This window comes from Bacteroidota bacterium, from assembly GCA_036522515.1.
Taxonomy (GTDB): domain Bacteria; phylum Bacteroidota; class Ignavibacteria; order UBA10030; family SZUA-254; genus VBOC01.
In genome coordinates, this window is record DATDFQ010000059.1 from 1 (window position 1) to 14,834 (window position 14,834).

The following is a 14,834-nucleotide window of genomic DNA, read 5'->3' on the forward strand; positions in this document are numbered from 1 at the left end:
CTCAGGCCCGGTCAGGCCGATCTGTTTCCCCGCGAGCTCACCCACTTCGGCAAAGTGCCCGGCGGAATCCGCGAGCGACCGCTCGATAAGATCTCCCAGATCTTTCTTCAGGTCCGCAGGCAACTCCTTGTCGACCGCCCACACGGCGAAGACGAACGGCATTTTTTTCCAATCATACCACTCCTTCGCCAGATCGAACACGAGCTCGAAGCCTTCGAGCCCGAACTTATTCCTGCGAAGCGCCTCGTCGCCGATCAGAAGAACCGCATCATACCCCGAACAATCGTTGACTCCCCCGTGCATCCGCTCGAAGGTCGCCCGAACCTCATACTTTCTCTCGAGCAGGACCTGAAGAAGCCTGACCGAGGTCGCGGTCTCGTTCGTAATCCCGATTCGTTTCCCTTGTAAATCGCGCCAGCCGTGATTGGAAAAAAGCATCACGCTCTTCACCTGATCGCGTGTGGCGATGCACCAGTTCAGGAGTTGCAGGCGCCCGGCCTGCCCGAAGTAATCCATGAGGGAGAAGGGGCCTGCGATGATTTGCCCTTTCTCCTGAAGGAGGCCCATGCGCCGCGGGTTGACGGGAAGCGTCTTAAAGGCATGCGGCTCGAAGCGACGGTAGAACGGGACGGAATTCAGGTACGGGATCTTTCCCACGACGTTTTCGGCATACAGATTCAGGGGATTATAATAGACGTCGCGCTCGACCGGAATTTTCCCCGCATCCCGTATGATTTTGATGATCTGGTCCTTGGCGAGCATCATGGGACTCACCGCCCCGGCGTCGTGTGCGATCCGCTCCTGGCCGACCGTACCGTCGATGTCGTCCGCGCCGAAGTTCAGCGCGATCGACGCGACTTCTTCGGTGAGCATGACCCAGTACGCCTTGATGTGCGGGAAATTATCGAGCATGAGCCGCGAGATCGCGATCGTCTTGAGATCGTCGATGGCGGACGTGAACCGGTGCCGCGGCTTGATGCCGGTATCGCCCGGCTGGAACGCGAGCGGGATAAATGTGAGGAATCCGCCCGTCTCATCCTGTGCCTCGCGCAGCTTGATCATGTGGATGATCCGCTCTTCGAGCGTCTCGATGTGGCCGTAGAGCATCGTGCTGTTCGTCGGAATGCCGAGCCGGTGCGCCGTCTTGTGGACTTCGAACCATGTTTTCGCGCCGATCTTCTGGTTGAAAATCAGTTTTCGCACCCGCTCCGAGAACACTTCCGCGCCGCCCCCGGGCATCGTCCTCAGACCGGCATCCTTCAGTTGACGCAATACTTCCTCGATCGAAAGCTTGAATTTCTTGTGGAAGAAATCGATCTCAACGGCTGTAAAAGCCTTTACGTCGAGATTGGGAAATTTTTCATGAATCGACCTCACGATGTCGAGGTAGCGTTCCCACGGCCAGTCGGCGGGCATCCCGCCGGTGATGTGCACTTCGTGGATGTCGGGGGTCAGCTTCGAGAGGATTTCCTCGGTGGCCATTTCGTACGCTTCGGGGTCGCCCTTCTTGACCGCGAAGTCGCAGAACTTGCAGGAGAGGATGCAGATGTTCGTGTGCTCGATCTTCTGGTTCAGGACAAAATAGACGGCGTCGCCGCTCTTCTGCTGCTGGACGAAGTGGGCCATCTTTCCGAGCGAGATGAGGTCGTTCGTGCGGTACATCGTGAGGCCGTCTTCGAGGGAGAGCCGCTCGCCCCGGCGGACACGCTCCCAGATGGGGAGAAGCTGTTTGTCCTGGAATGCAATCGTCATAAGTTATTCAGTTCTTGTCCCAGCGTTGTGCCGCGGGGTAATGAGATCCTTCGCTTCGCTCAGGATGACAACTTACTTCCAAATCTTTCCCCACTTTTCGTCGACCCGCCTGACAATCTCGTCCTTCATCACGAGCGGTTCGGGGTATCCGGGTTTCCAGGTGGCATCGATTCCCATGACTCCTTTATGGATGGGACAGATGCCCTCGAGCCTGCTTTCGGTGAAAATGACGTCGCGTTCGCAGTCAAACCTGGTAAATATCCCCCAAATATAACTCTCTCTGTCGTGAATATCCACATCGGGGCTGACGGCCGCGATCATTTTGAGCGATGCGAGCTCAGGCATGCCGACGAGTTTTCGAAGGACCTGCATCCCCGCTGTGGGACCGGGTTCCGGAGTCCCAACTCCCGGCAGATTGGAGAGAGCCGATTCGACTTTCACTATCAAGAGCGTCTCATCGATGATATCGCAGTCGAGAATGCGGCGATCCAGGGCTGCGAGTTCCGCGCGCGTCGGCGTCACCCTCTTCTCCTCAGCCCCCGATCTTCGCGAAGACTTCTTCGTCGCGTCGAGTATCATCTTGCTCCCCAGATTCATTTTGTAGCTCGTAAAATCGAGCGTATCGAGCGGGACATTTGGGATCATGATGAAATCAAAATGCGGATCGAAATTTTCCCGCATCTCCCGCACCACCGCGTGCCAGTCGCGCACGTCGACGCCCGGCGAGACGGTGACAAGGCACTTCGTCAGCGAGAGCTGATCGGTGCCCATGAGTCCGAGCGCAGCTTTCATCGCTTCTTTGTGATACCGCTCGTCGATGGAGACAACAAGCAGGTTGTGAAAACCTGCTTCATAGTACGCCCAGAGGTCCTGCACTTCTTTATGGATCAGCTTGACCAGCCGTCCGAGAAGCTGCTGCGTCGCATCTCCCAAAAACTTGTCTTCCATCGGGGGCTTGCCGACGACGATCGCGGGATAAATCGGATTCCGCCGGCGCGTGATTGCCCGGAGATGGAAGACCGGGAATTCTGCCGCGCCGGAGTAGTGGCCGAAATGATCGCCGAAGGGACCCTCCATGCGCCGCTCTCCGGCGGGAACCACTCCCTCCAGTATAAACTCGGCGGAGGCAGGAACTGAAATCGAAACCGATTTGCCGGGTCTGAATTCAACGCGCCGGTTCTGCAAAAAACCGGCGAACATCGCCTCGTCCAATCCTTCCGGAAGCGGCGCCACCGTCGCGATGAGCAATGCGGGATCTGTCCCGAGGGCGACCGCGAGCTCGAGGTCTCTTCCCATCTTCCCGGCCCGGGCGTAATGGAACCCGCCCCCTTTATGAATTTGCCAGTGCATTCCGGTTGAAGCCTTGTCATAGACCTGAAGCCGGTAGATTCCCATATTCCGTTTGCCGTCGCGGGGGTCGGAGGTGATGACCTGACCGTACGTGATAAAGCGGCCGCCGTCGTTCGGCCAGCAGACTTGAACCGGCAGCCGGCCGAGATCGGGGGCTTCCACCATCTGTTGGGAGACTCCGGACGAGACGTTTTTTGGCCTCGCGTTGAAAAAACGCCGAAGGATCGGTTTGTTGCCGAGAAGCCCGTCGAGCGTCGGCGGAAACGCGCTTTCGAGAAATCCGATCAGCTCTTCGCCGATCTCGTCCGGATTCCTTCCGAGCGCGAGTTCGATGCGGCGGGCGCTTGCGAAGTGATTGACGATGAGAGGAAATTCCGAGCCCTTCGGGTGCTCGACCAACAGGGCCGGTTTGCCCTCCCGTAGGGCGCGTGTCGAAACTTCGGTCAGCTCGAGGGCGGGGTCGATCTCAACCTGGGTCCGGTGGAGTTCGCCGGCGGCGGTCAACGCCGCCAGGTAACCGCGAAAGTCAGGAGAGGGCATTCATGATTCCGGCGAGAGCCTCTGCCGCATCACTCCAGTTCCTTGGCGCGCCATCCCCGGGATTCCCGGATTCCGGCCGCGCCGAGGAGTTTGTCGGTGAACGCGCCGACATATTCCTCCACCGTCTTGGGGACAAAGTAGAGCGGGGGAGCGATCGGCATGATCACCGCCCCGTCGCGCGAGAGCCGCGTGCACTGTTCGAGAGCGATCGTCGAGAGGGGAGTCTCGCGGATGCAGAGAATCAGCTTGAAGCGTTCCTTCAGCGCCACCTGCGCGGTGCGTGTGATCAGCGTGTCGCCGATTCCCGAGGCGATCTTGCCGAGCGTGGAGGTCGAGCAGGGGATAATGACGAACACGTCGAACCGGTTCGAGCCGGACGCGAGGGGAGCGGCGAGGTCGTCGTTCGCGAACTGCCGTTTGACGTACGGCTGCAGCTCCTTCTCGGAGATGTTCAGCTCGTCTTTCAGGAGCGCTTTCCCCCATTTGCTCACGACCAGAAATTTGTCGGGGGGGCACTTTTTCAGAAAGTCGAGCGCATAGACTGCTCCCGACGAACCTGTTATCCCGACGACGATTTTCACCGGGCGACGGCTCCGGTGACGATCATCGCGAAGACGAGAAATCCGAGGCCGGCGTTGATTTTGAAAAAGGCGAGTTCGACGTTCGAAGACTTGCGCTGTTCGATCCAGAGGAGGATCCCGGTAAGAAGAAGAAAGGGGACCGCATACCACGTGCGGATCGTGGTGAAGAAAAGGAGCGCCAGGCAGGTGAACGCCACCACGTGGAGCACCGACGACCAGAGGAGCGCCTTCCTTTTTCCGAACCGGGAAACGAAGGAATAGAGGTTTTCGCGGCGGTCAAATTCCTCATCGAGAGTTGCGTAGATGATATCGAAGCCGGCGCCCCAGAAGACCGTGAACAGGCACAAGAGGATCGCGGGGGGGAGATTCTCGAACGAGGGGGAGGCGGCGAACCAGCCCCCGAGAGGCGCCATCGCCATGCCGAGGCCAACGCCGAAGTGGGAGAAAGCCGTAAATCGCTTCATGTAAGGATAAATCGCAAAAATAAGGAGCGGTATCGGCGAAAGAGCGAGGCAGAACGTCGATATCAACGCCGCCGAGGTCAGATAGACGGCGATGCCGAGGGCCAGCACGATAATCGCCTCGCCAAGCTTCATTCTCCCGCTCGGTAATTCGCGCACTACCGTCCGCGGGTTTCGGCCGTCGATGCGCCGGTCGATGATTCGGTTGAGAGCGAACGCCGCTGTCCGGGCCCCGATCGCGCTTGTAAGGACAAGGAGAAGGATTCTCAGGGAGGGGAATCCGTGAATTCCGAGCGCCAGACCGCTATAAATCAGAGGAAGCGTAAAAAGGGTGTGCTCGATCTTTACGAAACTAAGGAACCTGTTGGTCTGGAAGATGGTTTGCTTCACGGTGAAGGATTCGTGATCTCGTGAGAGGCGAAAAGTCGGGAAAATATAGGCAAAAATTGAGTTTGATGCAAGAAAGCGCCGGAATTCTTGAATGTTTCGATAATTTTGACTATACTATTTGTTCGATTGCCCCCAAATCCAACCCTTGTAAAATCGCAACCGAAAGGATTTTTTCAATGAAGTTACGATCCGGGACGCTGGCGGCCTTTCTCCTCTCGCTGGGTATGTTCCATGGCTGCGCTCCCAAGTATGACGACCAGATTGTCCTCGAAGTAGGCCAGCACAAGGTCACGATGAGGGATTATGAGACGTTTTACCTCCGGAACAGCACGACTCTCGATGTCGCCCGGAAAAGCACTCCCGCCGACCGGGAACACTTTCTCGACCTCCTCACAAATTACAAGCTGAAACTCCAGGACGCGTACGACCGGCACCTGATCGACGACCCCGAGATCACGAAAGAGCTCCACGAATACCGCGCCACGCTCGCTTCCACCTTCCTGATCGAGAAGGAAATCAGCGGGCCGGGGATCCGGCGGCTCTACGAACGGCGGCAGAAACAGGTGCACGTTCAGCACATTCTTCTCCCGATGAAGCCCGATGCAAGCCCCCAGGATACGCTCAAACTCTATACCAAGGCAACGGATATTATCCGGCGCGCAAAAGCGGGGGAGAACTTTGATTCTCTCGCGATAAAATTCTCGGAGGGACCGGGTGCGAGCACGAACCGCGGGGATATTTACTTTATTTCTGGCGGCAAGGTGCCCGCACCTCTTGAAGATGCGATCTACTCCATCCCGCCGGGTCAAATCGGCCCGAACCCCGTTCGCTCTCCGTTCGGCTATCATGTCGTGCGTGTCATTGAAACAGAACCGACACGGTCCATAAAAGTCCGCCACATCATGGCGCGCTTTCAGAATCAGACTCCCGATTCCGCCGAGGTGGCGGGCGCTCTCACACGTATCAAGGGGATCCAGGATAGTCTGAAGAAAGGGTTGGATTTCGCGGGCCTGGCGACGAAGCTCTCCGAAGACGGGGGGAGCTCGGGCCAGGGGGGCGACCTGGGTTGGTTCGAGCGGGCCCGGTGGGTGCTGCCGTTCGATCAGGCCGCCTTCAAACTCAAGGTGGGCGAGGTCTCCGGAATTGTCAGGACTCCGTTCGGATTTCATATCCTGAGATGTGACAGCTCGAAATCGCTCGGATCGTACGCCTCCATGGAAAGCGAGCTCAAGAAGACCTACCAGCAGACCCGGTACAACGACGATTACACGGCCTTTGTCGATTCACTGAAGAGACAATTCGGGTATTCATTCCATGAGGAGGCGCTGAAGGACCTCCTTTCCCATGTCGATTCCACGAAAACGACCGAAGACAGCGCCTGGGACGAGAAGCTCACTCCGGAGATCCGGAAATCCGCACTGATGACGATCGCCGGGCGGCCGGTGACCCTGGATACGGTGATCACGATCCTCCGGAACAAACCGGAGTTCCGGAGCGCTTCGCTCCGCGAGGGTGAATTGAAGCCTCACATCGATCGAATCGCCGACGCATTCCTTTTTGAAGAAAAATCGGCGGGGCTGGAATCACGCTATCCCGATTTCGCGGCTCTGATGAAGGAATACACCGACGGCATCATTCTCTATAAGCTGGAACAGATGGAGGTCTGGAACAAGACGACCGTGACCGATTCCTCTCTCCGGAAATACTATGCCGAGAACAAGGATAAGTTCATGTTCCCCCCTCGGCTCAGGATCGGCGAAATCTATCTCGAAGCCGATACCTCGGCCCTCATGATTTACGATTCCCTCAAACACGGTGCGGACTTTACCGCCCTGGCGACTCAATGGAATGAGGACGCCGACCTGAAGGCCAAAGCGGGCGAGAAGGGCTTCCTGATCCCCGACACCGGAGAAGTTGCGGCACAGGCCTCCGCGCTCGCCATCGGAGAGATCTCCGAGCCGTTCGAGCTCGAGAACGGCGGCTATGCCATCGTAAAGCTCCTCGGGAAGGAGCCGGCACGCCAGAAATCGTATGAGGAAGCCGGTGCGGAAGTTTCAAACTCCTATCAGGAACACCAGTCGAAGCTTCTTGAGCAACAATGGGTCGACCGGGTGCGGCAAAAGTTCCCGGTGAAGCAGAACAAAGAACTGCTCAAGAACGCGTTCACCTCCCCGCAGGCGTCCGGACCTCCGTGAGATGCGATCTCTCCATCCCGGTTTTTTTCTCCTCCCGATCCTACTCTTCGGCTGCCGTCAGCAGCCTTCCGGCCGGGTTATCGCACGGGTCGGTTCGGCCGAGCTGACGCTGGACGAGGCGAAAGCCCATATCGACACCACCCGGGCCGCGCTCGACTACGCTCTGAACGACTACGCCTCGTATTGGGTCAACACGGAGCTTTTGTACCAGGAAGCGAAGCGCCAGGGAGTCGAGAACTCCCCGGAGTTTATCCGCCAGCTTGAGGAAGTGCGCCGCCAGCTCGCGAACCAGACATACCTCGAGCACTTCGTCTATTCGGATACCGCCGGGCTCACGCCGGAAGCGATGCAGCAGTACTTCAAGGAACACGCCCGGGAATTCCAGATCCGCGAAAACACTCTCCAGCTCAATCTCCTCGCGCTGAACAGCCGCGATCTTGCAAATTCGTTCTCCGCATCGGTGACAAAGGGCTCGGCCTGGCCGGCCGCCGTTGAACATCTCCTGCACGATTCGTCGGCCGCATCGAGCGTGCTTGCCTCGACGCACGCGCAATACTACACGATGCAAACGCTCTTCCCGCCCGAGCTCTGGAAGGTCGCATCCGCGCTCTCGGTCAACGAGGTTTCCTTCCCCGTCAAAACCGCGGGCGGATACTTCGTTCTCCAGTGCCTCGCGCGGTACGATCAGGGATCACCCGCCGCGTTTGAACTCGCCCGGCCCGAAGTCCGGCAGAGGCTTCTCATGGAGTCGAGACGGCGCCGCTATGACGAACTCCTCGGAACCCTTCGGTCGAAGGCCGATGTTGAACTGATGTTGGGAACTCATCGAACAACCGACTCCACGCATGCTCACGAATAACGCCCGGGCCGCCCTTTTCCTGGTCCTTCTGTTCCTCTGCGGCCTGCAGGTCCTTATCGCGCAGCCCGAGGTCATCGACCGGATCGTCGCCGTCGTCGGCAAGGAACCGATACTGATGTCGGACCTCAACGCGCAGTCCGAATTCTATTCGTTTAACAACCATGTCGATCTCAGCACGCCCGGTCTCAAGCAGCAGGTGCTCGAGGCGCTGATCAACGAGAAACTCATGCTGGCGAGCGCGCTCGAGGACACCACGATCACCGTGACCGAGGATGAAGTCACCGCCCAGCTCGACCAGCTCGTGGCGCAGCGGATACAGCAGGCCGGCTCGGAGAAAAAAGTCGAAGAGCTCTACGGCATGCCAATCACAAAGATGAAGAGGGAATTCCGCGACGAAACGCGGAAAAGGCTCCTCGTCCAATACCTGCAGCAGGCAAAGTTCGGGAACATCAAACCCTCCCGCCGCGAGGTGGAGGAATTCTTCGCGCAGTTCAAGGACAGCCTTCCCCCGGTTCCCGAGGGGGCGGATCTCTATCATATTTTCAAGCTCCCCATGGTCGGGGAATCGGGAAAGCGGGTCGTCCGGGCGAAGGCGTCGCTCGTTCTGGATTCCATCCGGGCCGGGGGCGATTTTGCGGATTTTGCGCGCCGCTATTCACAGGATCCCGCGACCGCCTCCTCGGGCGGCGATCTCGGTTCCTGGCGCCGCGGCCAATTCGTAAAAGAGTTTGAAGAGGTGGTGTTCGGCTTGAAGGAAAACCAGATCTCGGACATCGTGGAGACATCGCGCGGGTTCCACATCATTCAGCTCCTCGAGCGTCGCGGCGAATCGGTTCATGCCCGGCATATACTGTTTAAGATCGGGATCGACAGCGCCGCCGCCGATTCGACGATCGCTTTTCTCAAAGCGCTCAAAGACAGCATCGCGCATGGCGCCGATTTTTCCGACCTCGCAAAGCGTCACTCCGACGACAAGGAATCCGGCCCGCTGGGCGGAGCGCTCGGAAACCTCCCGGTCAGCCAGTTCGACAAGTCGCTGCAGGATCTCGTCCGGACCATGAAGGCGGGCGAGGTGAGCGATCCGGTGCCGGTGACCACCGGCTCCACCTCCGGCTTTCAAATCATCTACCTGAAGAAACACACCCAGGAGCACAGCATGAATCTCCAGGACGACTGGACGCAGGTGGAAAATCTTGCGGGATCGTACAAGCAGAACCTCGCATACCAGAAATGGATCAAGCAGCTCCGCCAGCAATACTTTTGGGAAGTGCGGATGTAAAAGGCTTGTCATTCTGAGGAGCGTAGCGACGAAGAATCTCCGAGATCCTTCGCTTCGCTCAGGATGACATTCGAGGGGTTGTTGTTCAATAAGCAGCACATCATCACCAAGAGGACGAAGTGAATACAGGCCGGCCGGTACGAGAATTGAGCGACGTTGAGGCGGTTGCAGCGCTGCGGGAAAGCTTTGCCGCGATCAAGGCTGAAATCGCAAAAGTGATCATCGGGCAGGATGAGGTGGTCGAGCAGCTCCTGATTTCCCTTTTGGCCCGCGGTCATTGCCTCCTGGTGGGGGTCCCGGGGCTCGCGAAAACCCTGCTGATCAAGACTCTCGCAGAAGTGATGGATCTGAAATTCAGCCGGATCCAGTTCACGCCCGACCTGATGCCGAGCGATATCACCGGCACGGAGATCATCGAGGACAACCGCGCCACGGGAACGAAGTCGTTCAAGTTCGTCAAGGGGCCCGTCTTCGCGAACATCCTCCTCGCCGACGAAATCAACCGCACGCCCCCGAAAACACAGGCGGCGCTTCTCGAAGCGATGCAGGAGCATCACGTGACGGCGGCTGGGCAGAAATACGTTCTCGAAGAACCGTTCTTTGTCCTCGCGACACAAAATCCGATCGAGCAGGAGGGGACCTACCCGCTTCCCGAGGCGCAGCTTGACCGGTTCATGTTCAACCTGTGGCTGGAATATCCCTCCGAGAAGGAGGAGATCGAGATCGTCAAGTCGACGACCAGCATGTACTCTCCGAAGCTCACCCACATGCTCGGAAAGGAAGAGATCCTCTTTTATCAGGAACTGGTCCGGCGGGTCCCCGTCGCCGACAATGTCGTGGCCTATGCCGTGAACACCGTGACACGCACCAGACCGAAGGCGGCGGCATCTCCTCAATTCATCAAGGATTGGCTGAGCTGGGGGGCGGGTCCTCGAGCGTCCCAATATCTGATTCTCGGCGCCAAGACCCGCGCCATCCTTGCTGGCCGGCATACGCCCGACGTGGAGGATGTCCGCAAGGTCGTAGGGCCGGTGCTTCGCCATAGGATTGTCCCGAACTTTAACGCGGAGGCCGACGGTGTCGCTGCTATCCAGATTGTCGAGAAGCTGTTAGAGAACGACTGACGCGCTGCACATGGCGAACGCCCGTCCGGTGCTCCGATCAGCACGAGCAACACTGCTCCTTGTTTCTCTTCTTTGCCTGACCCTCTCCGCTTCTTCCCCGGCGCAGAAAAAGTACTGGGTCTATTTTATCGATAAAGGTCCCTCCGTCGCAAGCCCATCATCCTCTGAGAGCCGCCTGACGCCCCGCGCATTGCACCGCAGGGAGAAGACGCTCCCCCCCGGCATGCTCGTCGATTTCCAGGACCTGCCCCTCTCGAGCCCATACCTTCAGGCGATCCGCGATGCGGGTGGCGTTCTTGCGAACGAAAGCCGGTGGATGAACGCGGCGAGTTTCTATCTTGCGCCGGATCTGGTCGATCCCGTGTCGCGCCTTCCGTTCGTCAAACGCATCGCCCCGGTCGCGGCCTTCGGCGGCCATAAGGAAGAGCAGACCGGCGGCAAGTATGCAGCGCCCGCGCTCCCTGTTTCCACGTCGATCGATTATGGCTCGTCGCTCGCCCAGGTGGAGGCGATTCATGCGACACTTCTCCACGACCTGGGGATTACCGGTTCGGGGGTGCTGGTCGGAATGCTCGATTCGGGTTTCCGCTGGAGAGTGCACGAGGCGCTCCGGACCAGGCATGTCATCGCCGAGTATGATTTCATTTTCAAGGACAGCACGACTTCGAACGAAAGCCCGGACACTCCCGATCAGGACGTCCATGGAACCCTCACGATGTCGGTCCTCGGAGGCTACATGCCCGGGAAACTCATCGGTCCGGCCTTCAACGCCGATTTCATCCTGGCGAAAACGGAAGACATCCGGAGTGAAACCCCCGTCGAAGAGGATAACTGGGCGGCGGGGCTCGAATGGATGGAATCGAGAGGGGTGGATGTCGTGAGCAGCTCTCTCGGTTATGATATTTTCGACGGCGGATCGGGCTACACGTGGGCGCATGGCGACTTTAACGGCAGGACGTCGGTGACTGCCCTTGCGGCCGCGCGCGCGGCGAGGCTGGGGGTGGTCGTCTGCGACGCGATGGGGAACGAGGGGAACGGAGACGGGGTGGCGGGGACCATGCTGACGCCGGCGGACGCGGATAGCATCGTCTCGGTCGGAGCGATCACGTTCGGAGAAAAGCTGGCTGGATTCAGTTCTACGGGCCCCACGAACGACGGGCGCACGAAGCCGGATGTCGTGACTCCCGGAGTCCAGGTCTTCTGCGCCCGCGTACCCGATTCATACTGGCTGCAACAGGGTACTTCGCTCGCCACGCCGCTCGCGGCGGCTTCGGCGGCGCTTGTTCTTTCCGCGAGGCCTGAATTGACTCCCATTCAGGTTCGGGACGCGCTCCGCTCCACAGCCCGGCCGGTCGTCGACAGCATCAGGTTCCCTTCGAGTCCGAACAACTTCACCGGATGGGGCCTCGTCAACGCGTTCGACGCCGCGCTCAGCTTCGGACCTGTCTTCGGCAATACCCCAGGGATCGCCGTGACCCATTCGGAAAGTGTCGTGTCGAGTATTGTGGTATCGGCGAAAGGGATCGTTCCCGCGAGCGTGACTCTCCATTATTCCGGCGCGATCGACCGGGAAAACGCGTCCATCGGGATGACGCTCGATTCCGCGATGTTTTATCCGACTTCGGGCAGGTACCGCGCGATTATTCCCCGCCAACTGCATGGAACGCTCGTTCAATTTACGATCAATGCCTCCGACAGTGCGGGAAATTCTTACCAGAGTCCCGCTCCATCGACCCGGTCGGTATGGCATTTGCGGTACGGTCTCGGAGGCGTCGAAAGGGATCCGTTGCTTCCGAACCTTTTTTCTCTCGCGCAGAATTACCCGAACCCCTTTAACGGAAGAACGATCATCGAATTCGACCTACCGGTCGCGGACGTCGCGGACGTCCGGGTCTATGATCTCCTGGGCAGGCAGGTAGCGGTGCTCACTCACGGCTTTCAACAGGCCGGGTCCGGCCACACGGTCCTGTTCGACGCGGGCGATCTGGCGAGCGGGGTTTATTTCTACAGGCTGACGACCCCCCGCTTCGTCTCCACGAGAAAAATGATGCTGGTCCGGTAGACGCATGGCAAAATTCTCCTTCTCTCTCGGTGGAAATGTCCTTGTCGCGCTCCTCCTTGTAGCCGCGCTTCTCGGGGCGGCGTTTCTATTCTACAGGTACACGCTTCCCCCGCTCGCCCCTCTGCGAAGAACGCTTCTGTCGGTCATCCGGTCCCTTGCCCTCGTTCTCATGCTCCTCATATTTTTCGAGCCGGTGTTGCGGCTCGTGCAGACCGACCACCAACCGGCGGGGCTCGCCGTTCTGATCGACAACTCACAGAGCATGACGATTCCGACAGCGCGCAACCCGGCGTCGGACATCAGGCCGCTCATTAACAACAGCGAACTCTCGCATCTCCCCTCCGGCGCGGGCATGAAGCTGCATCTCTTCGCGTCAAAACTTCAGCCGGAGCAATCCGCGCTCCCCGAATCCCTCCGCTTTGACGGCGAGACCACCGACCTTTCCGCCGCTCTCGCCGGCCTCAAGGACCGGATTGAAAAGGAGAATATTCGCGGCGTGGTGCTGATTTCGGACGGGAACTACACGAACGGAAGGAACCCGGTCTACGATGCCGAAGCGCTCGGGGTTCCTCTCTTCACGGTGGGAGTGGGAGATACCGCCGAGCAGAAAGATATCCTTGTCGCAAAGGCGGTCTCCAACGCGATCGCCTACGCGGAGACGCGCGTGCCGGTCGATATCTCGATCAAGTCGTCCGGGTATGCGGACCAGAACGTCGAGGTCACTCTCTCCGAGGGACCCTCTCTTCTCGATCGCACCGTTTTGAAAGTAAAGGAGGGCACGCATGAGTATCCGCTGCGGATGTTCGTCGAGCCGAAGGAGGAGGGGACAAAGAAGTACACCGTCAGCGTCTCCAGGCTGCCGGGCGAACTGACCGAGAAGAATAATGCGCGGTCGTTTTTCGTGAAAGTCCTCCGGAGCAAGCTGAGGATTTTGCTCTTCGCGGGTGCCCCGGCCCCCGACGTCGCCGCCGTCCGTCAGGCCTTCACGGAGGACGGACATTTCACGGTGGCGTCGTATGTACAGAAGAGCAGGGATGTATTCTACGAGGGCCCGTTCCGCCGCCAGCTCCTCGATAGCGCCGACTGCCTGGTTCTCGTCGGATTCCCGTCGCAGGGATCATCCCCTGCGATTCTTCAACAGGTCGCCGAGGCCGTCGACAGGGAAAAGAAACCGGTTTTCTTTATAAACAGCAGGAAGACCGATTATGCAAAACTGCAGCAACTGGAGCCCGCGCTCCCCTTCAGCTGGTCGGGGGTAAGCCAGAATGAAGGCCTGATCGGGGCCGCAGTCCCGGCGCTGCACAGGAACCATCCTCTGGCCACCCTGCAGGGAACGATGACCGATGAAACCTGGCAACGGCTCCCGCCGATCTTCAAAACCCAGACGATCTTCCGCGCCAAGCCGGGATCGGACATCCTTGCTTCGGGAACGTTTCAAAATACGGTGATCGGTGAGCCGTTGATTCTTTCGCGAAACCTCAACGGCGAAAAATCTTATGCGATCACGGGGGAGGGCGTCTGGAGATGGAGGTTGCTCGTTCAGGACGACACGCGGCTCGTGAATTTCTTTCCGGTTCTGATGGGGAACGTTGTCCGGTGGCTCACGACGAGGGAAGACCAGAAGAGGGTGCGGATTGCGCCTCTGAAAGAGGTGTTCACGACCGCGGAGCAGGTGGAGATGGAGGGCCAGATCTATGACGAACAGCTCCGTCCGGAAGACGACGCCGAGGTGACCGTCGATCTCGAGCACGGCAAGGAGAAAACGAAGATTTCCCTGAACGCGGTGGGAAACGGACGGTACGAGGGATCGCTGGACGGACTCCCGGGGGGCGACTACACGTTTACAGGAAAGGCGACCGCAGGAGGCACCGCGGTCGGTGAAGACCGCGGGAAATTCACCGTGGGCCAGGTGAACCTCGAATTTTTGCAAACGAGGATGAACAAGCAGCTCCTCGAACAGATGGCCTTTCAGACGGGCGGCAGGTATGTCGACATCGATTCGGCCGCCGGACTTTTCCGCGACATCGCGTCGGCAGTCAAGTTCGAACCGAAGGAGCTGGTGAACGCGAGCGAGATCGAGCTCTGGAACTGGAAATACCTCGCGGGGCTGATCATTCTGCTCCTCGCGGTGGAATGGTTCCTCCGGAAGAGGAGCGGGATGCTGTGATCAAAGAGATGTTCCGGCCCTTGCGGGGGAACATCTCTTTGAAACTGGCAGAGCTCGCCGGAGTTGCCGATGCT

General features: G+C 58.9%; 10 protein-coding genes. 6 read left to right on the plus strand and 4 right to left on the minus strand.

Annotation, left to right across the window (positions count from 1 at the left end; translation table 11 throughout):
- From mqnE to VI215_12785, 4 genes are all read right to left on the minus strand, one after another.
- Window positions 1–1,752, minus strand: a 1,752-nt coding sequence (gene mqnE / locus VI215_12770) for an aminofutalosine synthase MqnE (protein HEY6193188.1), incomplete at its 3' end; no start/stop codon positions are given.
- 72 nt (window positions 1,753–1,824) lie between these two features.
- Window positions 1,825–3,642 (minus strand): UbiD family decarboxylase, encoded by a 1,818-nt coding sequence (locus tag VI215_12775; protein HEY6193189.1) that lies wholly within the window; start codon window positions 3,640–3,642, stop codon window positions 1,825–1,827.
- Between the two features lie 29 nt (window positions 3,643–3,671).
- Window positions 3,672–4,223 carry a UbiX family flavin prenyltransferase gene (locus VI215_12780; protein HEY6193190.1) on the minus strand — a complete coding sequence of 184 codons (552 nt, stop codon included), beginning with the start codon at window positions 4,221–4,223 and terminating at the stop codon, window positions 3,672–3,674.
- The gene (locus VI215_12785; GenBank protein ID HEY6193191.1) at window positions 4,220–5,074 is read right to left on the minus strand and encodes a UbiA-like polyprenyltransferase; all 855 of its coding nucleotides are present in this window, start codon (window positions 5,072–5,074) and stop codon (window positions 4,220–4,222) included. Before VI215_12785 ends, VI215_12780 begins: the two co-directional genes overlap by 4 nt.
- 176 nt (window positions 5,075–5,250) lie before the next feature.
- Between VI215_12785 and VI215_12790 the strand changes: the two genes are divergently transcribed.
- The 6 genes from VI215_12790 (at window position 5,251) to VI215_12815 (ending at window position 14,760) form a co-directional block, all read left to right on the plus strand.
- Entirely contained in the window at window positions 5,251–7,269 is a 2,019-nt protein-coding gene (locus VI215_12790; GenBank protein ID HEY6193192.1) for a peptidylprolyl isomerase, read from the plus strand.
- 1 nt (window position 7,270) lies between these two features.
- Window positions 7,271–8,128 (plus strand): peptidylprolyl isomerase, encoded by an 858-nt coding sequence (locus VI215_12795; GenBank protein HEY6193193.1) that lies wholly within the window; start codon window positions 7,271–7,273, stop codon window positions 8,126–8,128.
- The gene (locus tag VI215_12800; GenBank protein ID HEY6193194.1) at window positions 8,115–9,407 is read left to right on the plus strand and encodes a peptidylprolyl isomerase; all 1,293 of its coding nucleotides are present in this window, start codon (window positions 8,115–8,117) and stop codon (window positions 9,405–9,407) included. The genes VI215_12795 and VI215_12800 overlap by 14 nt, the downstream gene beginning before the upstream one ends.
- A gap of 146 nt (window positions 9,408–9,553) precedes the next feature.
- Window positions 9,554–10,531 (plus strand): MoxR family ATPase, encoded by a 978-nt coding sequence (locus VI215_12805; GenBank protein ID HEY6193195.1) that lies wholly within the window; start codon window positions 9,554–9,556, stop codon window positions 10,529–10,531.
- Between the two features lie 10 nt (window positions 10,532–10,541).
- On the plus strand, window positions 10,542–12,593 hold the full coding sequence (locus VI215_12810; GenBank protein HEY6193196.1) for a S8/S53 family peptidase: 2,052 nt from the start codon (window positions 10,542–10,544) through the stop codon (window positions 12,591–12,593).
- 4 nt (window positions 12,594–12,597) lie between these two features.
- Window positions 12,598–14,760, plus strand: a complete 2,163-nt coding sequence (locus VI215_12815; GenBank protein ID HEY6193197.1) for a vWA domain-containing protein — start codon at window positions 12,598–12,600, stop codon at window positions 14,758–14,760.
- The last annotated feature ends 74 nt before the right edge of the window (window positions 14,761–14,834 follow it).

What these genes read in the sequence shown, in the direction of transcription:
- VI215_12790 (HEY6193192.1), top strand. Translation starts at nt 5,251, where the DNA reads ATGAAGTTACGATCCGGGACGCTGGCGGCCTTTCTCCTCTCGCTGGGT.
- VI215_12795 (HEY6193193.1), top strand. Translation starts at nt 7,271, where the DNA reads ATGCGATCTCTCCATCCCGGTTTTTTTCTCCTCCCGATCCTACTCTTC.
- VI215_12815 (HEY6193197.1), top strand. Translation starts at nt 12,598, where the DNA reads ATGGCAAAATTCTCCTTCTCTCTCGGTGGAAATGTCCTTGTCGCGCTC.
- VI215_12775 (HEY6193189.1), bottom strand. Translation starts at nt 3,642, where the DNA reads ATGCCCTCTCCTGACTTTCGCGGTTACCTGGCGGCGTTGACCGCCGCC.
- VI215_12810 (HEY6193196.1), top strand. Translation starts at nt 10,542, where the DNA reads ATGGCGAACGCCCGTCCGGTGCTCCGATCAGCACGAGCAACACTGCTC.
- VI215_12800 (HEY6193194.1), top strand. Translation starts at nt 8,115, where the DNA reads ATGCTCACGAATAACGCCCGGGCCGCCCTTTTCCTGGTCCTTCTGTTC.